We start from the raw sequence: 22,820 nt of genomic DNA on the forward strand, positions 1-22,820 counted from the left end.
TGCTGATGCCCCCGCTCATTGCCGGGGTAACGATGGCCGTCCGTAAATGGGGTGAGGGGCTCGGCGGCTGGATCGGCGGGTTTCCGTGGGTAGCGGGCCCGATCTCCTTCTTTATCGCACTGGAGCACGGCGCTGCATTCGCGGCCTCCACGATCCCGTCTGCATTGCTCGGGTCGGTAGGTACCATGCTCTTTGCATTGATTTATGCGTCGCTTTCCGCGCGGCTGCGCTGGTTTCCGACTGTGCTGATCAGTTATGCGGCGTTTTTTGTGGTTGCGTTGCTGGCGTTAGGGCGGGATATTTCGCTTGCTGCCGGGGTAGGGATCAATCTGGTGGTGCTAACGCTGGTTTTATATTTTTTCCCAAAACCCAAAACAAAAGCCGATTTCAAGAAACAGCCTTCCTGGGATATTCCATTAAGAATGCTGGTAGCGACATTGTTCGTAGTCGCCCTCACGCAAGCCGCCGATCACCTCGGCCCGACTTGGAGCGGAATACTGACGCCATTTCCGATCATGACTTCCACATTGGCGGTTTTTACGCATTCGCAGCAAGGCTCCGACGCGGCGATACGGATTTTGTATGGCCTGTTGCTGGCGGGTTATGGGTTCGTCGCTTTCCTGATAGGTGTGGCGTGGTTGGTGCCCCAAATGCCTATCGGCGTGGCATACGGCATTCTGACCGTGTCAACCATGGTAGTGAATGGGGTTACAATAAAACTGATCCGCTAGCAGGGCCAGCGGATCAGGTATGGTGTTTGAGTAAAATCTGATGTTTTGCTTAAACCCTTTCCAGCTTCACCGGATAGGTTTTTTTCGCATTCCACTGGCACACGTAAATGTTGTGGTCGTTATCGACGCACACATCGTGGCAATGCATGAATATCGGTTTCTCCTGGATCATCAGCTGCAATTCGCCGTTCCGGTATTCCGGTTTGGTACCGCCGGGGTTTGAAATCACTTTATTGGATTTATCTATAATCGTTACGAAACCGGAATTCGGCGTCTGGTTCAGGTAGCGCAGGCGCGACCAGCATACGCCCGCGTAAAGTGTATCCTCCTTGAAAACCGGGCGGCAAACGAATGCCCCGGGAAGGAAAATGGTGCTCAGGTACTTTCCATCCAAAGTGAGTTTCTTGAATGCATTGTGCGCACGCGAGGTAACGATCAGTGTTGGATTGGCTTTGTCGCGGTAATCGATCGCGATGCCGTGGGCGGTCGAGAACTGCGCATCGCCATCGCCGGAGCCGCCGAATTTATCGATGAACTCGCCTTTTGGCGTGTATCTCAAAATCCACTGCGAGCCGTATCCGTCGGCAATGTAAATGGTACCGTCCGGTCCGATGGCAGTTTCAGTCGGTTTGAATGGGTCTGCTTCTTTATAAGCACCTACTTTCGACGGATGTTCGATGGTGAGCAGGATTTTACCTTTTAAATCGGTCTTGAAAACTTTGCCGATGTTCGGATCACTGATGAACAGAAATTCTTCACCGTTCGCATTCCATAATGTAAGCCCGTGCCCGCCCGGAAATTCGTGTCCCCAGCTTTCAAGCAGCTTACCTGAGCGATCGTAGATCAGGATATTGTTTTTGACCTCATCACCCACCATAATAAGCCTGCCTTTGCTATCCTGTACCATTTCGTGGCAGTTGTTGACAGGAAACTGCGAAGCGTCGAGATTTCCCCAGCCCTGGTGCACCTTGTAGCGGTGGGTACCATGACCAATCACTTCGCCATCGACCTTAGGTTTGGCGTGAAGGATGTAGAACGGCTTGAAAGTAAGGGCGGCGGCAGTGGCTGCGGTAATTTTAGCAAACTGACGGCGGGAATGTGTATCGGACATGACGAATCTCTTTAATTTTTTAAAAAAGACTGCACCGCTTATTTCTTACTATATGTTCATACATAGTTTTGATCAACTGGCAGAATAGCGTTTTCCGTAACGGTTCAGCCAATCGAGCAGGCGGTTTACATCCTGCATCCTAAACAGCTCACTACCAGAATTCATCGTGGCGGCGGTACCACATGCAACACCCATTCGCACGGCCTCGCGGTAGGATTTGCCTTGTGACAATGTCCAGATGATGCCGGCCAGCATGCTGTCGCCGGCGCCTACGGTGCTTTTCGGTTGCACAGGCGGGGCGGGAATATGTTCTACCTGATCTTCGGTGACGAGCATTGCGCCCATGGCACCCATGGATACGATCACGATCTCGCATTGCCCGCGTATGATGAGTGCGCGCGCCGCGTCGTCGACCTCGTCCATTTCCAGTTTATCGACCCCGACAAGTTCGCTGAGCTCGGTAATGTTGGGTTTTAAAAGATATACACCCGCTTCGGTGGCGTAACGTAATGCATCGCCCGATGTATCGGCAATGAAGCGTGCGCCCTGGTTGTGGGCTATTTTAGCGATTTGTCCGTAAAAATCGGAGGGTACGCCCGGCGGAAGGCTGCCGCTGGCGATAATGTAGGAAGGTTTTGGGTCGAGTTCCTCCATCGTTTCAAGGATGGAGCGTACTTCGGTCGGCATCATTTCGGTGCCGGGCATTCCGAAGCGGTACTGGAAACCGGTACTTGTTTCGAGCACGTGAAAGTTTTCGCGCGTCCATTGTTTGGTTTCGATCACCATGGTTTCCACGCCCTCGCTTTTCACGAGCTTATGCAAACGCTGGCCTGTCGGCCCACCTACGGTAAAAATAGCGATAGGGTTTCCTCCCAGCCTGTGAATGGCCTTGGCTACGTTGATACCGCCTCCGCCCGCCTCAAAATTGGGCGCGTCGCAACGCAGTTTGTTGTCGGGTACGATGCGCGGTACATTGGAGCTTTTGTCGAGCGCGGGATTTATTGTAAGGGTTACAATCGGTCCGGTAGCCATAGGAGTACGGTGTCTGGTGAACTATTTTACGCGAATAAAAGAAAAAAAGCGATTCTCTCTGCGTTGATAGCAATTTCTTCACAGCACAACCGTTTGGAACGGCGGCTAATATTGCTCTTCCAGCACACTCCGGCCGCCGTCGACTACGAGCACTTGTCCGTTGGTGAACCGGGCGTGATCCGACATCAGGTACACCGCTGCGCCGTCAATATCAGCGGGCATAGCAGTGTCGGTGGCAATGACATTGATACGGATATCATGGCCGGAATAGGCTGCCGCAATGGATTTGGAAAAACCTATTACAGCCGCTTTGGAGGTCGCACGGGCATGGGTAGCGAGGTTATTTTCCGCCGAGGCGATTTCCGGGCTCAGGTTAAGAATAGACCCGCCTTTATTCATTCCCATGAAGGTCCTTACTGCCGCCTGGTTGGAGAGCATTAAGGAAGTAAGGTTCTGGTCCAGCGTTTTGCGCCAGCTTTCGAGACCCAGGTTGTGCAACGGGCCATCGGTCGCAGGCTCCTCGTGGTCTTCCGGCGCGTGGTATAAAGCGTCGAAACTTCCGAATTCCCGTATGCAGAGCTGGATTGCGTCCAACGCCGTTTGAGGCTGCGTTGCGTCACCTTGTTTAGCCCTCGCATTGCCTCCCAGGTTCAGTTCTGCCATCAGGCAGCTTTCAGGGTTGCGCCCCACTACCACCACATTCGCGCCGTTTCGGACAAAGGCTTGTGCCGCGGACAGCCCCGCGCCGGTGGTTCCTCCGATAACGACGATCGATTTATTTATGAGCCAGGTTTCCATTAAAAATAATATAGTGTTTCTACGTAAAAGTAGGATTATTGGCATGAAAAAAGAAGCGCCCTGCGTCTTTGAAAGAGGCAGGGCGCTTGTAAATATGCTAATGTAATGATTGCTAGGCCACTGAGCGGAGCAACGCCATCGAAGATTTTTCGAATTTATCTTTCGCGTAGTCGAGCGATAGTGTGAATTCTTTCACGTCTTTTTGCGAAGGCAGGTCGAACATCGCGTCGGTCATGATCGATTCGCAGATCGCGCGCAAACCGCGGGCTCCGAGCTTGTAGATCATTGCCTGGTCTACGATGTAGTCGAGCACCGCGTCTTCGAAATGCAGGGTAATGCCTTCCATCGCGAAAAGTTTGGCGTACTGTTTTACCAATGCATTTTTAGGCTCGGTGAGAATGCGGCGCAAAGTCTCGCGGTCGAGCGGGTTCAAATGCGTGAGCACGGGTAAGCGGCCGATCAATTCAGGAATTAGCCCGAATGATTTAAGGTCCATAGCCGTCACGTAGCGCATCAGGTTTCCTTTATCAAATATCTCGATAATGCGGTTATCGCCATTGAAACCGATCGGGCGCGTATTAATACGCTTTCCGATGTGGCGCTCAATGCCGTCGAATGCACCGCCGCAGATGAAGAGGATGTTTTCGGTATTGAGTGAAATCATCTTTTGATCGGGGTGCTTGCGGCCTCCTTGCGGCGGAACGTTCACGATCGATCCTTCCAGCAATTTCAGCAATGCCTGCTGCACACCTTCGCCGCTCACGTCACGGGTAATGGAAGGGTTGTCAGACTTGCGGGCGATCTTGTCGATCTCGTCAATGTAAACGATACCGCGTTCTGCCGCTTCCACATTGTAATCCGCAGCTTGGAGCAGACGCGTTAAAATGGTTTCCACATCTTCACCCACATAACCGGCTTCGGTAACAACCGTGGCATCCGCGACGCAGAATGGAACTTGCAGAATGCGTGCGATGGATTTCGCAAGATAGGTTTTACCGGTACCGGTTTCGCCTACCATGATAATGTTGGACTTCTCGATCACAACGTCGTCCTCGGAGCTGGGCTGGTTCAGACGTTTGTAGTGGTTATATACTGCCACTGCCAGCGAGCGTTTCGCTTCGTCCTGGCCTATGACATATTGTTCGAGGAAATGCTTGATATCAGCAGGAGGAATGGGTTTCAGTTTCGGAAGCTTCGATTTCTTCTCTTTCTTATCCTCCTTCGGTCCCAGCTCTTCGGTAACTACCTGGTGCCCCTGGGCAATACAGTGGTTACAAATGTGAGCGTCAATCCCGGATAGAAGCAAATCTACTTCGCTTTTTTTACGTCCGCAGAACGAACAACTTACTTGTGCCATTGATTCGATTTTAGCAGTTTGGTGAATGTTTCCGGCTTGCGGCCGTTCTAAACATGCATGTCAATTCAGGTTAACAAGAAGACAGAATGTAATGTTTCAAATCTTCCTTTCAATTGACAATTAGCGGTTATCTTTTTTGCAAATTTCCGGTTTTTTGACCGGGTTACCAAATTAAGCATAGGCCATATACTAAAAACGCCCCGACAGCCAGGCTGCCGGGGCGGTATTTGAAAGGTTGTTCAACTTATTTTTCGCGGGTCAAAACCTCGTCGATCAAGCCGTATTCTTTTGCTTCCAATGCTTTCAACCATTTGTCACGGTCGGAGTCCAATGCGATTTGCTCGGGAGTCTGGCCAGTGTGCTGTGCAAGGATTTCATACAGTTCATGACGGAGTTTCACGATTTCGCGGGTGGTGATTTCGATATCAACCGAAGTTCCCTGCGCGCCGCCGGATGGCTGGTGGATCATCACACGTGCGTGCGGGAGCGCCGAGCGCTTGCCTGCCGCGCCGCCTGCGAGCAACACCGCGCCCATAGAGGCCGCGAGGCTGGTACATACGGTCGCTACGTCCGGACGAACATATTGCATAGTATCGTAAATACCCAAGCCGGCGTAAACCGAACCGCCGGGGCTGTTGATATACATCAGGATGTCCTTCTTAGGATCTGCTGATTCGAGGAAGAGTAGCTGCGCTACAATAATGTTGGCGATATTGTCGTCCACGCCTGTGCCCATAAAAATAATGCGGTCGGCCATCAGACGGGAGAACACGTCGACCTCGCGGAAGTTCATAGGGCGTTCCTCGATTACCGAACGGGTCATGTTTTCAACAGTGTGGTTCATGTAACCGTCTACGGTCAGACCATTCATTCCCAGGTGGTGAACGGCATATTTTCTAAATTCATTTCCGTGATTCATCGAAAAAATTAATTTTTAATTTATCAATAGTTAAAGGGCAACTGAGTTCGAGAACAAAAAGCAATATAGCTTAGTTTCTATTTATATCGCCGCAGGTTTCCCGGTTGCATGGCACAAATTTGACTATTTCACCGAATTATCCTTGTCAATTTCGGCGATAAATTATCGAAAAAAGCGACAGTCATCAGCCCTGTTCAATGACTAGATTGCAGCATAAAAACGTTATACCACGCTTAATAACCGGACATTATGAACGTGACATCCAATTTATCAGAGAAAATACGGCAGATAAGACTGCAAAAAGGCCTGTCGCAGGAAAATATGGCAGACATGCTCGGGTTATCGACGACAGCCTATGGCGATATCGAACGCGGGCGGACGGAGCTTTCCGTTTCAAGGCTTGAAAATGTAGCCAAACTGCTCGACGTGCCGCTGCCCGAACTGCTGGGCATTGACATATCGATGTCGGAAACCGAATGGCTTCGGCAGGAGAATACCCGCATTATGGCTGAGAACCGCCGGTTGCAAAATGAGCTGGACCAATGGAAAATGAAGTTTCGTCAGTTGTTCGGTGACGGAATTATCAGACAAATAGGAGAGGAGCGCCCGCGCATTGGTTTTTAGAATTGCATTAAAATAAAAAACACCGCCCACGCCAGGCGTGGGACGGTGAAAAAAAATGCTTTTTATATTGCTCTTTGCCTTTTGTATCTTCTGAAAACTAAGCTTCGGCTTCAACTTCGCCTTTCGCCAGTTTTTCGAATTCTGATACTTCTACCGTCTGCTCGTCGGTGCTTACTTGGCCGCGGATTACTTCCAGAACCTTGTTGTCAAACACCTGGTTGAACACGCTCGTATAGTTGTCCCGTTCTTTGTCGGCAAGGTAGCCTTGTGCCACGCGGTCGATTGTTTCACGCATCGATTCGTCGTCGCCGTAGATACCGAATTGTCCTTTCACCATTTCACGGGTGAATGCCAGGATTTCAGGATATTCTACCTTTACTTCCGATTTATCAGCGATCTTGTTTTTGATCAGGCTCAGTTTCAGGGATTTTGCGAAATCGCCGAACTGCTCGTCGATTTGCTCGCGGGTAAACTTGCCTTCGTTGGTGCGCTCCAACCAGTTTTTAAGGAATTCCTCAGGCAATTCGATGGAGATTGAATCCAGCAATGCGTTCTCGATATCGCGACGGAGCAATGCTTCTGTTTCGCGCTCGTAGTTGCCTTTGATGATTTCAAGCACCTTCTCGTTGAACTGCTCTTCGCTTTCAACTTGTCCAGGGCCTAATACTTTGTCGAAGAACTCCTGTGTCAACTCGGCTGGTGCAGAGCGTGTTACGTCTTCTACTGTCAGGGTATATTCGCCTGAAAGATCAGCGGTATCTTCTTTCTTCTTACCGGTTACGTGAGCAATCGCCGACTCGTCGGTAAATGTATCTTGAATGTCGAAAGTGACTACATCACCTTTTTTAACACCGATGAACTTCGCAGCGGCTTCATCTTTTACCTGCTTGGTAGGGATGGCAGTACGAGTGGTGAATTCGGTTGATTCTTGTTTCAATTCGCCGAAAACCATGTCTCCTGCTTCGCTAACCTCAGGGTGAATGCTATCTGCGAAACGCTCGCGAAGGCTGTCGATAGTTTTCGTCAGTTCGTTATCGTCTACATTAATGGTGTAGCGTTTAACAGCGGGCAATTCGCTCAGGTTTGCTTCGAAATCCGATGCAATACCCAGTTCATAGCTGAATTCGAATGAGCTTGGGGTGTCCCAGTTCACTTCCGCCGCTTTGTCGCGATCGGGTACAGGATCACCTACTACCTGCAATTTGTTTTCGCGGATGTAGTTGCTCACTGCATTGCTGAGGATGTTGTTCACCTCGTCAACGAGAATGCTTTTACCATACATGCGCTGGATCACATGGGATGGTACTTTGCCGGGACGAAATCCTTTCAGGTTCACGCGTTTCGAATAATCCTTGATCGTTTTATCAACTTTTGGTTGATAATCTTCCTTGGTCAACGTGATTTTCAGAGAGGCTAAGGTCGGCGAACTCTTTTCTAACAAAACTTCCATGTGTCGCTAAGCTATTGGTAAATACCTTTGTTACATTTGAACAGAAAAAAACAAAAATGCCCTCAAAACGAAGTCCTGAGGGCATTTGACGGGTTTCAATACTACGGAGCAACTCATTTTCCCAGGTAAAAGAGGAATCTGACGCCCCGTCATTCCCTTGTATTTCGTACGGGCGGAGGGAATCGAACCCCCACGCCTTGCGGCACTAGATCCTAAGTCTAGCACGTCTACCAGTTCCGCCACGCCCGCTCACTTATTCCCGTTTTTCAACACGATCGTCGAATTGGGAGTGCAAAGGTATTTCTATTTTTCCAAAACATGCAAATTATTTTCAAAATTTTATCTTTGGGTAAAACCATGTTGAAAAATGTCGTTAAAATTTGTTATTTTGGTGAAGCATACCAATTAGAATATAGCAGTGGAGCAACTGGTTGAATCCCTCAACATTGACCTGGAACAGGAGCGTAAGGATATCCTCAAAAAATACCGCCGGCTTTTAAGAACAGCCAAACCTTTTTTGAAGGATAATGATGCTAAATTAATCAAAAAAGCCTTTTATACTTCCGTAGATGCGCATAAGGACATGCGTCGCCGGTCGGGAGAGCCATATATTTACCACCCCCTCGCGGTGGCTCAGATTGTGGTCGAAGAGATCGGGCTCGGTACCACCGGCATCGTCGCGGCGCTGCTGCACGACGTGGTGGAGGATACCGATATGGGTATCGACGATATTGAGCGGTTGTTTGGCAAGAAAGTAGCCAAGATTATCGACGGTTTGACCAAGATTTCAGGCCGGTTCGAATACGGTTCCTCGCAGCAGGCCGAGAACTTCCGGAAAATGCTGCTCACGCTGTCGGATGACGTGCGGGTAATTCTCGTCAAGCTCGCCGATCGCCTGCATAATATGCGTACGCTCGACAGCATGCCGCGCGACAAACAGCTCAAAATCGCTTCCGAAACGATCTTCATTTACGCGCCGCTCGCGCACCGGCTTGGGTTGTACAGCATTAAGTCGGAACTCGAAGAGCTTTATTTGAAATACACCGAACCCCTGGAATACCGGGCTATCGCAAGGAAGCTGCGCGAGACGAAAAATATCCGCGACCGCTTCATTTCGAAGTTTATGGAGCCTATCGCCCAGGATCTGGCATCGGCAGGGCTGAATTTTATCCTTAAAGGCCGTCCCAAGTCGATTTATTCGATCTGGAACAAAATGCGGAAGCAGAACAAGCCTTTTGAGGAAATATATGACCTGTTCGCGATCCGGATCGTACTCGAATCGCCGCCGGAAAGCGACCGTGAAAAGGCGATCTGCTGGCAGGCGTATTCCATCGTCACCGACCATTATAAACCCAACCCCGACAGGTTGAAGGACTTCCTGAGCACGCCGCGGGCAAATGGGTACCAGTCGCTGCACTCGACGGTAATGAGCAAGAGCGGGCAATGGGTAGAGGTGCAGATACGCACGTCGCGCATGGACGAGATCGCGGAGAAAGGGTATGCGGCGCACTGGAAGTACAAAGGAAATGATACCAAGGTTAAAGGCAATATTGAGCAATGGATCACGCAGGTGCGCGAGACACTGGAGAATGGTTTTGGAGATAAAACGGCCGCTATCGAATTCCTGGACGAATTCCGTAGCAACCTTTTCAATGAAGAGGTATTTGTATTTACCCCGAAAGGCGAGCTGAAAGTGTTGCAGGCCGGTTCAACCGCATTGGACTTCGCATTCGACATCCACTCCGAAGTAGGCGCGCATTGTATGGCTGCCAAAGTCGGTGGTATCCTCGTGCCGATCAGCTATGTTTTAAACAATGGCGATCAGATCGAGATCATTACTTCCAGCAAGCAAAAGCCCAATGAGGACTGGCTGCGCATTGTAGTTACCTCCAAAGCGAGGGCGCGGATCAAAGACTTTTTGAAAGAGGAAAACCGCCGGTACGAAACCGATGGTCGCCAGTTGGTAGAGAAAAAACTCAAAATACTCGGAATGGATGCTACCGCGGAGGTAATGAACCAGCTCCGGGCGTTTTTTGAATGCAAAACCACCACCGACTTTTTCTACCGCATAGGTAAAGGCTACATTCCGATCGATGACCTGAAACGCTTCAAGCGCGACCGCGACGCGAAGGAGAAGAAAGCGGCGGAAAACGGCGCAACCAATAACACCGCCCCAGCCACCGGTACCGACGGTAAGGCGCTTACCAAATATTTAAAGCAAATTCACGGCGACCGGGCAGACAGCGATACGCTGCTTATCGGCGACGATTTGGACAAGATCGACTACAAACTCGCGCAATGCTGTAACCCGATTGCGGGCGACGACGTTTTCGGGTTCGTAACGATCAATGAAGGAATTAAAATACACCGCACCACTTGTCCGAATGCGGCCGAGCTGATGTCGAAACATGGCAACCGCATTATCAAGGCCAAATGGTCGGGTAAGGACGAGGCATTCCTCGCGGGACTCTATTTGTCGGGTACCGATCGCGTGGGTTTGGTGAACGACGTCACGCGGATCATTTCGAACGAGCTGCACATTAACATGCGCGGGCTGACGATCGATACCAAAGACGGTGTTTTTAATGGTGATATCAAACTTTACGTGCAGGATACCAGGCACCTTGACATCCTGATCGCCAAGCTGGAACAGGTCGAAGGGGTGTACAATGTCCAGCGTTTCGATACCAATCTGAACGGCAAATAGGGATATTGAACCATTGCCGTTCCAATATGTTATTGAATTGGTAATTAATGAGGTAGCAGCACTATGCTTGCTAATGTGAGAATGATTTAAGTAAAAAAGCGTATTTTCGCGCAAGATTATCAGAGATATGCCACAAGCCAGCAAACCAAATTTCGAGGCCGCTAAGAAAATATTAACGGCTTACCTGGAAAATAAGGGACTTCGTAAAACGCCGGAGCGCTTTGCGATCCTCGAAGAAATTTACACCAGGGAGGATCATTTCGATGTAGACGAACTGTATATCAGCATGAAGAACAAGCGTTACCGCGTGAGCCGTGCCACGGTTTACAATACGCTCGACGTTCTGGTGGATTGCGACCTGGTTACCAAGCACCAGTTTGGCAAAAACCTCGCGCAATTCGAAAAGTCGTACGGTAACAAGCAGCACGACCACCTGATCTGTACAGATTGTCATAAAGTAATGGAGTTCTGCGATCCGCGCATCCAGTCGATCCAGAACATGGTAGGAGAAATGCTGAATTTCAGCGTCATGCACCACTCGCTTATTTTCTACGGAAACTGCAACAAGGAAAATTGCCAGAACCGCTCGGAGACACCGCGCGAAACCGCAGTCTTTGAAGACAGATAATTATCACGATCAGGCCCGGTAATGGACACGTTGCCGGGCCGCTTACACCATATTAAGTTTCAGTAATCCAATATTTGAATGAAAGTTGACGTACTACTTGGTCTTCAATGGGGAGACGAGGGAAAAGGAAAAATTGTGGATGTCCTGGCGCCACGCTATCAGGTTGTAGCCCGTTTTCAGGGTGGCCCTAATGCCGGACACACATTGGAGTTTGACGGTATCAAACACGTTTTGCACCAGATCCCGTCCGGGATTTTCCGCAGTGATATCCAGAATATCATCGGCAACGGCGTCGTGCTCGACCCGGTTGTATTTAAAAGAGAGATCGAAGGTCTCGCGAAATATAACCTGGACCTGATCAGCAACCTGTTTGTATCGAAAAAGGCTTCCATCATCGTCCCTACCCACGCTTTGCTCGACGCTGCTTACGAGCGTTCGAAAGGTGATTCCAAGATCGGCTCAACTTTGCGCGGCATCGGACCTGCTTACCAGGACAAGGTGGCACGCCTGGGCTTGCGTGTAGGAGATGTTCTTTCTCCCAATTTTGCAGCTAAATACAAGAAGCTCGTTGATGCCCACAAGGTAATCCTCGATTTCTATTCATTCGATTATTCAGAAACGTTGCCGGCTGCCGAAGAGAAATTCTTCGATGCGATTGACTTCATGAAGCAATTCACATTGGTGAACAGCGAATATGTCGTGAACGACGCATTGACACAAGGTAAAACCGTGCTTGCAGAAGGCGCGCAAGGCTCGTTGCTCGACATCGATTTTGGTTCATACCCATTCGTTACCAGCTCTACCACCATGACTGCCGGTGCTTCTACCGGATTAGGCATTGCGCCACGTCAGATCGGCGAGGTGTTCGGTATTTTCAAAGCTTACTGTACACGTGTGGGTAGCGGTCCGTTCCCTACTGAATTGAACGACGAAGTAGGCGAGAAGATCCGTCAGGAGGGACGCGAGTTCGGTGCAACCACCGGTCGCCCGCGCCGTACCGGCTGGCTCGACCTGCCTGCATTGAAATATGCGATCATGATCAACGGCGTAACCCAGCTGATTATGATGAAAGTAGACGTTCTGACTATTTTCGATAATATCAAAGTTTGTACGCATTACCGCCTCGCGGATGGAACATTGACGGACCAACTGCCTTACGATCTTTGCGACGAATCGGTTGAACCGGTTTACAAAGACTTTAAAGGCTGGCAAACTTCCCTGGACGGCGTCCGCGATTTCGACGCGATCCCTGCGGAACTGAATGCGTATGTGAAGTTCCTCGAAGCCGAATTGAATTTGCCGATCACATTTATTTCAACCGGCCCGGACCGTGAAGCGCTCATCAGCCGTGAGGCCGCTGCCGCGCAGGCCGCTGCGGTAGCGTAAGGAGGAAAGTATAGATAATGGTACTGTCAGCCTGAGCGAAGTCGAAGGCGTCTTGCATGGACGCCTTCGACTTCGCTCAGGCTGACAGTCGTTTATTATATAGCCGCAAACAAACGGAATTAAGACAACAAATTCAAAACATCCTCCCGCGTGAGCGACTTGATAAACCCCTCCTCGCTCGAAATCAAATCATCGGCCAGCTGCTTCTTCGAGCGCTGCAATGCAAGGATCTTCTCTTCCACCGAGTTTTTAGTAATAAACTTATAAGTAAACACCGTCCGGTCCTGACCAATGCGGTGGGCGCGGTCGACGGCCTGCGCTTCGATGGCCGGGTTCCACCATGGATCGAGAATGAAAACGTAGTCTGCGGCGGTGAGGTTAAGTCCTAACCCGCCAGCTTTGAGGGAAATGAGGAAAATCTTGATGTTTTCGTCGTTCTGGAAAGACTCTACCTGCTCCTGGCGGTCGCGCGTGGAGCCGTCGAGGTAAGCGTAATGAATTTCCTTTTCGTCCAGATAATGCCGGAACAGATCGAGATGCTTAATGTATTGGCTGAAAATCAATATTTTATGATCCTCGCTCATGATGGTTTGCAATTTGTACAGCACGTCTTCGAATTTACCTGAATCATAGGCATATTCCGGGTCGACCATGACCGGGTGGTTCGCGAGCTGCCGCAGTTTGGTGAGGCCTTGCAATACCACCAGCTGCGATTTCGACATGCCTTCCGAATCAATGCTTTGGAGGATCAGGTTGCGGTAATAGGCTTTGGCTTCTTCGTAAGCCTTCTCCTGCTCGTCGGACATATCGCAGTATTGAATGCTATCTACTTTTTCCGGTAAATCGGTTGCAACCTGCGATTTTAATCTCCTTAATATGAATGGTTTAATGAGATTGTAAAGCCGTTTCGTCTTTTCTTCATCCCCTTTTTTCTCAATCGGAATCTGGAATTCGTCCCTGAAAAACGTCTGGCTACCCAGGAGCCCGGGATTCACAAACGACATTTGCGACCAGAGATCAAGCGTATTGTTTTCAATGGGTGTACCCGTCAAAACCAGCCTGTGCGCCGAGTTGAGGCGCCTTACTGCCTTGGTAATGATCGATCCCGGGTTTTTGATCGCCTGTGATTCATCGAGGATCACATAATTGAAGCGATAGTCCTCCAAAAGCTCGATATCCAGCCTGACAATGCCATAGGAAGTGAGAATCAAATCATAATTATCGAACTGCGCGGTGTCTTTCTCGCGGCTCGTGCCCGTGTACAAGAGCACGCGCAGGTCGGGCGTGAACTTGCTGGCTTCGAGCTGCCAGTTGTAGAGCAGCGACGTCGGCATGATGAGGATCGACGGGAGATCGGCGCCACCTTCTTTCTCGGATTGCAGCAATGCAAGCGTCTGGACTGTTTTACCCAAACCCATATCATCCGCCAGGCAGCCTCCGAAGCGGTATTGTTTCAAAAAGCGCAGCCAGTCGTAACCGGTTTTCTGATAAGGACGGAGCAGGCCCTGGAAATTAACCGGAGATTCCGCCGGCTCGATTTGCTGGAAATTTCGCAGGTTTTCGAGTTTGCGGCTAATCACCGCCGTGGCCAGATTGTCCTCTTTCAGCTCCTGTACCAATGCCAGGTGGTGCATCCGGAGACGCAGCTGGTCATCGTCCTGACTGCTTTCGGTAAAGGAAAAGAACTCGGAGTATTTGGTAAACCACCATTCGGGAATTACCGCTATTTCGCCGTTAGGTAGTAAAAATTCCTTTTTACGGTTGAGAATGTAGTTCCGCAACTGAATAAAGGGTATTTCAAACTCGCCGAAAAGCACTTTTGCGTGGATATCAAACCAGTCGCGGCCTTCCTGAATGGAAATATCGAGCGAAGAATAACCCAGGAAATAACGTTTGGTATCGGCCGTATTCTGCCGGACGGTGATGCCGTGCTCCGCCAATGCGATCGCATTGCTTTGCAACCAGCCGAACGCTTCGGATTTGGGCATCTGGACCTTACCGTTACGGATATTCAGGCCCATATCCTTCAAAGTCCGCACATGCTGGCCCTCCATTTCGATATTCCTTTTGACCTTATTGAAGAAATACTCATTGCCCTTTTTTTCCATATGCACGCTCGACGCATGCGCGAAGCTGTCGTAATGAAACGAAAAGCCTGCATATTGAAAGGAAAGGTCGAATGCGACGTCGTTGTCTTCCTCTTCCATCACTTCCACATCTTCACTGTCCTGAAAAAGCACAGCGGCTTTTTTCGGATTGGATGAATATTCGGAAATCGTGAGAATGGTTTTTGGTAACGACGACACGTTTCTGATCTCGAACCCACGGGCCACCACATCATAAGAAGCAATGAGCGGCGCCACGAAACGGCCATAATATTGTTCCTCGACCTGCCCCGGAATGGCAATGAATTTCTTTGCAAGGAATGGTTTGATCTTTTTACCATCCACATTTCCCTCGAAATGGTAAAGGTGACCGTCGAGTACCAGCCAGGCCGGATCTTCGCAGATCAGGAATGCGTTTTTGTACTGGAATTCCAGCTTCTGCATTTTGTGCCGGATCGTCGGGAAGTAATGGGTATTATCCTCGTTCCGGATGAAATGGAAACGGATCGTCGCTTTTTCTGACTCCCAGATCACGGGTTTCCACAAGGGATTACCATCGTTGCCCATGATGAAAATGTCCTTCCCGGCCAATCTTTCCAGAATGCGTGACTTGCAGTTTTCGAGGTAGCCGGCAATGGTCTCCTGGATGACTTTATCGCCCTTTTGCGGATCGTAAACTTTCAGGAAAAAGTCTACCGCATTCAGTTTTTTCGGGTTGTACTTTTTAAGCACCGCATCCTGCTGAATGTCGTCGATCAGTTTGACGAGCTCAAAATCTTTGGTATCCAGTCCCGAACGGAACTCCTTGATATTTTTGGAAGAAATGTTCTGGACCTGAAACGAAAAGTCGCCCTGGCTGTTGAGCTGGACGACAAAGGCTTCGAAGATGTACCCCAGATACTCATGGTTAAGAATTGAATAAACAATTTTAAACGGCTCTGAGGGAGAAACTTTCATTAGGATATCGTTGGCTAGGATTCGTGTTGACGCCGAAGAAGCCCTCCCGTTAATCAGCAGGGATCTTTCGATTTGGGAAACTTCAAATATAACCTAAATCAACCCGAAAAGAAAGACCCCTTTTGCCATTATCTAAAAAATATTATCGAATAAATTCGCTATCCGATTAAAATGTTTTCTAAGTGACGGTGTTGCTGATGTTTAAGTTTCGATAAAATGTGAATAGGGGAGGCGCTAGGCGAAAAGTGGTGCGAAACTTTGCGCTTCCAATACGTTCTTTGCCAGGGTGCCGGTCTGCGCCGTCATTTTATTAAACAGGAATGGCCCCATGCTGATCCTTTTGACATTCAGCGATTTCAATGCATCAAAATCCGGCAGTGCCGGCATGCACATTACATTAACCGGTAAGGCCGTTTCGCTGGTTATGATTTGAATATCCCCGGCTCTCACCACGCACGGGACGAAAATGCCATGTACACCTGTGTTTTCGTACATATTAATGCGGCTGATGGTCTCGTCGAGCGCATTGGGAGCGCCCAGCAGGAATGGATCGGTCCTGATGTTAAGAAATACTTTGATATTTCCCTTTTCAAGCAGATTCACGATTTCGGTAAGTAAGTTTTTGAACTCGGCTGCGGGCCGGAGCTGGCGGGTGGGTTTTGCCACGGTATCTTCCAGGTTAATTCCGGCCACACCCGCTTCGTAAAGCATTTTAATGTGTTCCGCTATGCCCGATGCCGTATCGCTGTAACCGCCTTCGATATCGACCGTGAACGGAATCTTCACGCTTTCGCTCACGCGCCTGGCTATGCGAAGGATCGAGTCGAAGGGCAGGTTTTCGCCATCGTCGTAGCCGAATGCATTGGCCAGGGCGTGGCTCGAAGTACCGATGGCCTTGTAACCCGCGGACTCGAAAATGTGCGCGCTGTTGACGTCCCAGATGTTACCCAGGACAAATGGTTCCGTTTGTTGATGAAGCTGTGAAAATGTTTCGAAAGTGCTCATAATCTGAAATTTCCTTTGTTTAACATGAATTGACAGGACAAAGGTATTTCGGGCGAAAAGCCGGAAATTGTACAAACCGGAACGCTCAGATTTTTAATTGAGCATCATCTGGTTTACGGCCGAAAGATTGTTCAGGTAAGCCGAAGGCGTGAGTCCGGTGAAGGATTTGAAATCCCTGATAAAATGCGACTGATCAAAATATCCCGCATCGTAGGCGATGGAGGTAAGCGGTAATTTATTTTCCCCGATCAGTTTGAGGCTCGTTTTGAAGCGATGAATTTTATCGAACGACTTCGGCGAAAGGCCGGTGTGTTGGTAAACCAGTTTGTGTAAATACCGTGTGGTGATCCCGAACGTGCCGGCTACCCGGCCGATATTATTTTCGGTCGGGTCCTTGGTAATGCTCGTCAGGATGTGGGCAACTTTGCTCAATCGTTCCTGCCGACCGGAAGCATGCATTAGTTTACCCGTGAAAAAATCGTCGAGCAAGGCAATCCGCGCATGAATCGAGCCCGCTTCCTGCAACCTGCCGTGCAAATCGCGGGTATCCTTTCCCATCACATCGGCCAGGTTGAAAACCTGGTCATTGAAAATCCCTATTTCGTCGTCGAGCAAAATGGAAGTGCCGTGCGTGAAGAACCGGACACCCAGCATCAGATGCGCGCCCGACGACCGGATTTGCAGTGGCTTTGTAATCTGCCCCCAAAGTTCGATCGACGGGTTCTTTTGAAAGCCATTGTTCTGAAAAGACTCCCATACCCCGTTGCCCAGGTTAAATATGACCTCCATATCGCCGCTGGGAAACACCGTGTCCTCGTAAGCGGCATTGCCTTTGGATTGGAAGACGTAATAGTACCGGATGTACGGAGCCAGTATTCCGGCGGGATGGAAATATTGGAATTCCATGTGCTGAGTAGTTGGTTGCGTTTGCCGGAAACCGATTTTGCCGGTAGCGGATAGGCAAATATAAAATTGAGCAAAGATCCTTCGATTGTATAAAACGGAACAAATCAATGCTTTGTAACATTCCAGTAATTGTCGAGAACTTGCCTTAAATGTTCGTCGCTAATGTCTGCAATGTCGGATGTCCAGGCGACGATTCCATCCGGGCGAATCAATAAAGCAGCCAAACCGAGTGGGTCTTTGACGCTACCGGAAATGTATTTCATTCGGTCGCCATATGCATTTGCCAACGCTTGAAGTGAAGTATTTGCATTAAAATCAAGCAATATCATCCGGCCGTCATGCATCACTTCGCCGATTTTGGTACCGCCTTCCAACTCGAAGTTGGGAACGCTGCGGCCGATAAGTAGATGATTGCCATCGAGATCGTAATGCATATGGATGCCCCAAACCCTGCCCGCGACGTAGGTCGCGCCGTCGCGGGTGTTGATAAAGTCCTGGAAGATCTCGCGTAATGCACGTGCGTGCGGGCCCGGGTGCATGATGGCTACCTGCGCACGCGACCAGTCCAGCACTTGTGCGCCAATGGGGTAGCGTTCGGTATGATAGCTGTCCAGAAGGCTTTCCGGGGCATGATTAAGGAGGACGGCGGCGAGCTTCCAGCCGAGGTTCATGGCATCGCCCAGGCCGAGGTTAAGGCCCTGGCCTCCTAATGGAGAATGAATGTGGGCGGCATCGCCCGCCAGCAGTATCCGGCCATTGCGGTAGGTGGTGACCTGACGGGCGCGGTCCGTCCATGTGGTGGCGGTATGTAGCGCATTAATTGTCACATCTGTACCCGAAATGCGGCGGAGAACTCCCTGAACGTGTTCGCGGGTAATCGGCTTTTCGGAGTTGTGGAAAGCGCCGCCATCGAAGTCCTGGATGAGCACATAGCCTGGCTGCGATTGCATGTACATGCCCGTGGAAGTCACATTACGGCCGGGACGAAGCTTTTCAGGATCGGCAATATCGACGAGCGTTGTGTAGCCGGTGAATTCCGGTTCCGTTCCGGCGAACTCAAATCCGCCCATTTTGCGCACAATGCTGCGGCTTCCGTCGCAGCCGACGAGCCATCTGGCCTCAAACGACCGATCGCCCGACCAAACCGTTACACTTTCATTCGTTTGAGAAACGCCGGTAACCGGGCACCTGCGCCTGATTTCCACGCCCAAAGCTTCGGCACGACGTATCAGCACCGTTTCAAGCTCCGCTATTTCGGATATCAGACTGGCAGGCAGTGAGCCTGGGAGACGGTATTCCCATTGGGAAGCGTCGACGTTGCCTTCGAGAAGCGGGATGCCAGCGAAATGCCCCACCTGGCGCTGCGCTCCTTGCGTGGGAGCGGAGGCGGTGTGCGGGTTTTTGAGTCGTTTATGGATTTCCAGTTCTTCGAGTAGCCCACGGCGGTAGAGCGCTTCGATGGTAGGGGCCGAGAGACCACGTATCCCGAACGGAAGGCGCTTTAATGGCGAATCAGGATGTGTGGCCTTTTCCAGGACCAGTACGCGGCATTTGGCCAAAGCCAGTTCACAGGCGAGAAACAGGCCTACCGGCCCCGCACCGGAGATGATAACGTCGTGTATGGGGTGATTGTTTGTAGCTTTCATATTCAGATGATTGAGCTACAAAATTCCGCAATGCCCGTACCTCAGGCTTGTACAAACGCGACAAAATCATCGCTCACCGGCAGCTTTCGGTTTTGAGCATTCCGGGCGAAAGCGGCAGGCGTGGTGCCGCTGTACCGTTTGAATTCCCTGCTCAAATGCGCCTGATCTGTGTAGCCCAGCTCGTGTGCCAGACCGGCGAGATTGGACTTCGGTTCGTGCCATAGGTGGTTTCGTACCTGCTCGAAGCGCATCAGGCCCGAGACGTCTTTTACGGTAAATCCGGAAGATCGTTTGAATTTTCGCTCCAACGTACGGACCGTCGAATGCGCCGCGGCCGCCACGTGGCTTACAGGAATAGTACCATTCGCCTGACGCATGGCCGCACCGGCTTTGGATAATGTGTTGTCGATAGCAGCCTGCGGACGGGTATGCAGGAAATATTGTTCCAACTGCGCAAGCGCGTCGTCGATCCGGCCTGCGGCCATGAAACTGCCTAGCGTGGATTGAATGGCGGCGATGGGATGTGCGAAAATATGTATGCCGTTTTTTCCGGGCGGCGGAAGCCCGAGCAGGTCGAATACCGTCCACGGAAAACACCTGACGCCGATGATTTCCAGGCAGCCACGGACCTGGAAAATAGCAGGCCGGTTGAGCAAACCCATCAGAAACGGCGAAGGTAATGGCCGTAAGCTGCCATCTTCGGAGATATTGGAAAGATTTCCGAAGTAAAAAATAATCTCCGCATACCCATCCGGCTCGACCTGGAAAATGAATTCCTGATCTGCTAAACCACGGTTATCATACCAAAAGCATTTAATAATATCCCGAAGCGCTTCCGATGGCTCAAATTCCTGGTGCATTTTGCAAGTTAATGAAGTAACCGTAAGATAGGAATCGACCGTTACAAAAAGTATTTACATCCTTTTTTGCCTAGATTTGGAAGTGGGGATTACCTACGCTCTGCGGGAGACAAAGAAATGAATAAACACTTTTACTCACTGGATTACCTGAGGGGATTTGCCGCGGTTTCGGTGTGTCTATTCCATTTCAGTGATAAATTCGGTTTTCTACCAACAGATGATCCTGTTAAATGGGCTTTTAGCGGGGGACATTTCGGGGTGGAGATTTTCTTTATTATATCCGGTCTCGTGATACCCTATTCGATGGCGAAAGGGCAGTATACACTTAGCAAAGTATTCGTTTTTTTAAAGAAAAGATTCATTCGGATCGAGCCGCCATACCTGCTTTGCGTGCTACTGGCGCTGGCGCTCAACTATGCTACGACGCTCTCTCCCGTGTATGTAGGAAAGCCTTTCAACATTGATTATGAGCAGTTGTTCTATCATATCGGCTATCTGAACGGCATAATGGGCAAAGACTGGCTTAACCAGGTTTTTTGGACCCTGGCGATCGAATTTCAGTATTACCTGCTCATAGCGGTGTTTTTCCCATTCATAAATCACAAAAACTGGCTGGTTTGGGGTATCAGTCTTATTGCTTTTAATGCGTCGGCCTCGCTGTTCGATCGAAACTTCGTTTTTAATTTTGCGATATTCTTTACGACCGGCATTCTACTGTATCGTTATCTCGCAGATAAGAGTAATAGGGTAGAAGTAATTGTTTCAGCAGTAATGGTACTGGGTGTTCTAGCTTATAATTACAGTTATAAAGAACTTTTGGTTACGATAGGCACAGTGATTGCCGCCGTGCTTCCATTGCGCCCTACATGGATAGGTGCCTTTTTCGGGAATATTTCTTACTCACTTTATCTCCTTCATTTCCCTATTGGCCTTAGAATAATCAATCTTGCGCAGCGATTTTCAGACGTGCAATCCGTGCGGCAGATGATGGTTTTTGTAGCATTGCTGGGGTCGGTTTTTGTGGCGTATTTTTATTATAAATACGTTGAGAAGCCATTTAAACTGATGTCTGCACGAGTGAAGTACGATACGAAGGCAAGTGCCGCAACCAGGACAGTAGAAGAGCACTAGTGGTGCAAGTTTAAGGGGGGATTATGTAGCAACAAAAAGCAGCTACGAACCCGGGTTCATAGCTGCTTCAAAATTTATAACTGGCAACCGGACGCTAAGCGCAGGTGACGATGATCAGCACTCGTTGTCGTGGCTCACTGATAAGCTACATCGTTGCTAACATGCCTGTGCCCGCGTAATGAGCGTAGAAGTTCGAAGCGGAAATCGAGGATGAAAACAGTGATCACGGTTATCCAGAGGGCGATGCTGAAATACAGAAAGCCTAAGATATTATCCTTGGGGATAAAAATTACCTCTGCCGGGACCATGGATAGTATTTGCTTTGTCCTGGCTATCAGTGCAATTACAATTAAACCACCGACGCCGTAGAACAGCAGCGACCGACGCCTGATCGAGTCGGATACGTATGCATAGACGCGTGAATAGTCGATGAATGCAAGGTATACGATAGCATTGCAGCTAAAACTGATGTTGAGTACCATCGTATTGATCAGGTGAAAAGAACAGGTGGCCAATAACCAGCCCCTCCACGACAAGCGTGACTTGATCAGGAAGAAAATCGGGCTTAATTCAAATGCGACGGTAATAAAGTCGAGTATTTTGTAACTCCAGAATGGCAAGGAGTTGATCGCTGCCGATGCCAGCAGGTGCTGCCGTCTGACGCCGTAAAAGCAGTCATAAAGCCATCGGGCGGTACCGCTTTTGTCCATATTGAAGTTAGTCCACCAAAAGCCCTTTTCCAGTCCGGCTGCAAAAAAGCCGAAACAAACGAAAATCGACAGTATGGAAAGTGCTTGTTCATTCCAATTGTTTGCCCTGGGTTTATCGGGAACCAATGCAAGTTTTGTCCCCCACTCAGAAAATGAAAAGCATGCTACTGTGGCGTATACAAGTATATTGTGATCTATTTTACTGAATGAAAACTGGAAATTTGTCGCAAATATGCCGAAGATCAGAAACGCAAATCCCGCTATCCTCGCGCGTATACCTAATGTAATTGCGAGCGCGCATGCGACCAGTATAAAGTCGACTACCAGCAGCAGCATTTGATCCGGAAAATCATCGAACAAGTTGGCAACACTAAGGATCGGTGGATCGAAGTAGAATTGCGGCATATCACTCACCCATGCATAATTCGGTCCCCAAACAGTAAGGAGGAACAATCCATAAATAATCCGGAAAACACTGATGGATTCGGTATTCTGCCGGGTAGATGTGACTACCCGAGTCCAAAAAGCGGCATTGAGCCGCTCAACGTAAGTGGATAAGTCTTTCATCTGTAATTTTTTTGCTTATAAGTTTTCTTGTATCAGTTGCAATTGTTTCGGTATAGGTAACGATCCGCATCGTCGAATCGCGGAGTTGGTTAGTGATAAGGCGTTCCCGCAGCCAGGCAGCCATTTCATTTGCGTCCTTGGGCCTGTTCTTCTTTTTAAGGCCCAGGAACTTGTACACACGCTTGTCGCG

18 protein-coding genes and 1 tRNA gene are annotated in these 22,820 nt (G+C 49.6%); 6 read left to right on the forward strand and 13 right to left on the reverse strand.

What is annotated here, in order from left to right:
• Positions 1-5 precede the first annotated feature (5 nt).
• Positions 6-731: a hypothetical protein gene (locus BMW93_RS20470; RefSeq protein WP_090380816.1), complete on the forward strand. Its 726-nt coding sequence runs from the start codon at positions 6-8 to the stop codon at positions 729-731.
• Positions 732-780: 49 nt separating this feature from the next.
• Here BMW93_RS20470 and BMW93_RS20475 read toward each other — a convergent pair whose 3' ends face one another.
• The 5 genes from BMW93_RS20475 to BMW93_RS20495 all read right to left on the reverse strand — a co-directional run bounded on the left by BMW93_RS20475 (position 781) and on the right by BMW93_RS20495 (position 5,948).
• Positions 781-1,842: a 6-bladed beta-propeller gene (locus BMW93_RS20475; RefSeq protein ID WP_090380601.1), complete on the reverse strand. Its 1,062-nt coding sequence runs from the start codon at positions 1,840-1,842 to the stop codon at positions 781-783.
• A gap of 72 nt (positions 1,843-1,914) precedes the next feature.
• Positions 1,915-2,874 (reverse strand): 1-phosphofructokinase family hexose kinase, encoded by a 960-nt coding sequence (locus BMW93_RS20480; RefSeq protein ID WP_090380604.1) that lies wholly within the window; start codon positions 2,872-2,874, stop codon positions 1,915-1,917.
• A 105-nt stretch (positions 2,875-2,979) separates the two neighbouring features.
• A complete protein-coding gene (locus BMW93_RS20485) occupies positions 2,980-3,672 on the reverse strand; it encodes an SDR family NAD(P)-dependent oxidoreductase (RefSeq protein WP_090380607.1) in 693 nt (230 codons plus the stop codon).
• A 112-nt stretch (positions 3,673-3,784) separates the two neighbouring features.
• On the reverse strand, positions 3,785-5,029 hold the full coding sequence (gene clpX, locus BMW93_RS20490) for an ATP-dependent Clp protease ATP-binding subunit ClpX (RefSeq protein WP_090380610.1): 1,245 nt from the start codon (positions 5,027-5,029) through the stop codon (positions 3,785-3,787).
• Between the two features lie 244 nt (positions 5,030-5,273).
• Complete coding sequence (locus BMW93_RS20495) at positions 5,274-5,948, reverse strand: ClpP family protease (RefSeq protein WP_090380613.1); 675 nt, start codon at positions 5,946-5,948, stop codon at positions 5,274-5,276.
• A gap of 249 nt (positions 5,949-6,197) precedes the next feature.
• On the opposite strand from BMW93_RS20495, the gene BMW93_RS20500 reads away from it, so the two are divergent.
• Entirely contained in the window at positions 6,198-6,572 is a 375-nt protein-coding gene (locus tag BMW93_RS20500) for a helix-turn-helix domain-containing protein (RefSeq protein ID WP_090380615.1), read from the forward strand.
• A 97-nt stretch (positions 6,573-6,669) separates the two neighbouring features.
• On the opposite strand, the gene tig is transcribed toward BMW93_RS20500, so the two are convergent.
• Positions 6,670-8,022, reverse strand: coding sequence for a trigger factor (gene tig / locus BMW93_RS20505; RefSeq protein ID WP_090380618.1), 1,353 nt, complete (start codon positions 8,020-8,022; stop codon positions 6,670-6,672).
• Positions 8,023-8,189: 167 nt separating this feature from the next.
• Positions 8,190-8,271, reverse strand: a tRNA-Leu gene (locus BMW93_RS20510).
• Positions 8,272-8,440: 169 nt separating this feature from the next.
• On the opposite strand from BMW93_RS20510, the gene BMW93_RS20515 reads away from it, so the two are divergent.
• From BMW93_RS20515 to BMW93_RS20525, 3 genes are all read left to right on the forward strand, one after another.
• Positions 8,441-10,729, forward strand: coding sequence for a bifunctional (p)ppGpp synthetase/guanosine-3',5'-bis(diphosphate) 3'-pyrophosphohydrolase (locus BMW93_RS20515; RefSeq protein WP_090380619.1), 2,289 nt, complete (start codon positions 8,441-8,443; stop codon positions 10,727-10,729).
• A gap of 127 nt (positions 10,730-10,856) precedes the next feature.
• Complete coding sequence (locus BMW93_RS20520) at positions 10,857-11,357, forward strand: Fur family transcriptional regulator (RefSeq protein WP_090380620.1); 501 nt, start codon at positions 10,857-10,859, stop codon at positions 11,355-11,357.
• 78 nt (positions 11,358-11,435) lie between these two features.
• Positions 11,436-12,743 carry an adenylosuccinate synthase gene (locus BMW93_RS20525; RefSeq protein ID WP_090380624.1) on the forward strand — a complete coding sequence of 436 codons (1,308 nt, stop codon included), beginning with the start codon at positions 11,436-11,438 and terminating at the stop codon, positions 12,741-12,743.
• Positions 12,744-12,862: 119 nt separating this feature from the next.
• Here BMW93_RS20525 and BMW93_RS20530 read toward each other — a convergent pair whose 3' ends face one another.
• From BMW93_RS20530 to BMW93_RS20550, 5 genes are all read right to left on the reverse strand, one after another.
• Positions 12,863-15,805 (reverse strand): DEAD/DEAH box helicase, encoded by a 2,943-nt coding sequence (locus BMW93_RS20530; protein ID WP_090380627.1) that lies wholly within the window; start codon positions 15,803-15,805, stop codon positions 12,863-12,865.
• Between the two features lie 234 nt (positions 15,806-16,039).
• On the reverse strand, positions 16,040-16,810 hold the full coding sequence (locus BMW93_RS20535) for an isocitrate lyase/phosphoenolpyruvate mutase family protein (RefSeq protein WP_143061685.1): 771 nt from the start codon (positions 16,808-16,810) through the stop codon (positions 16,040-16,042).
• Between the two features lie 93 nt (positions 16,811-16,903).
• Positions 16,904-17,716, reverse strand: coding sequence for a helix-turn-helix domain-containing protein (locus BMW93_RS20540; RefSeq protein WP_090380633.1), 813 nt, complete (start codon positions 17,714-17,716; stop codon positions 16,904-16,906).
• A gap of 104 nt (positions 17,717-17,820) precedes the next feature.
• On the reverse strand, positions 17,821-19,362 hold the full coding sequence (locus BMW93_RS20545; protein WP_090380636.1) for an FAD-dependent monooxygenase: 1,542 nt from the start codon (positions 19,360-19,362) through the stop codon (positions 17,821-17,823).
• A gap of 41 nt (positions 19,363-19,403) precedes the next feature.
• Positions 19,404-20,222: an AraC family transcriptional regulator gene (locus tag BMW93_RS20550; RefSeq protein WP_090380639.1), complete on the reverse strand. Its 819-nt coding sequence runs from the start codon at positions 20,220-20,222 to the stop codon at positions 19,404-19,406.
• A gap of 117 nt (positions 20,223-20,339) precedes the next feature.
• Here BMW93_RS20550 and BMW93_RS20555 point away from each other — a divergent pair, with 117 nt between their 5' ends.
• A complete protein-coding gene (locus BMW93_RS20555; RefSeq protein ID WP_143061686.1) occupies positions 20,340-21,353 on the forward strand; it encodes an acyltransferase in 1,014 nt (337 codons plus the stop codon).
• A gap of 134 nt (positions 21,354-21,487) precedes the next feature.
• On the opposite strand, the gene BMW93_RS20560 is transcribed toward BMW93_RS20555, so the two are convergent.
• On the reverse strand, positions 21,488-22,630 hold the full coding sequence (locus BMW93_RS20560; protein ID WP_090380644.1) for a hypothetical protein: 1,143 nt from the start codon (positions 22,628-22,630) through the stop codon (positions 21,488-21,490).
• Positions 22,631-22,820: the final 190 nt, after the last annotated feature.

It is taken from the genome of Dyadobacter sp. SG02, assembly GCF_900109045.1.
In the GTDB taxonomy this organism is placed as follows: domain Bacteria; phylum Bacteroidota; class Bacteroidia; order Cytophagales; family Spirosomataceae; genus Dyadobacter.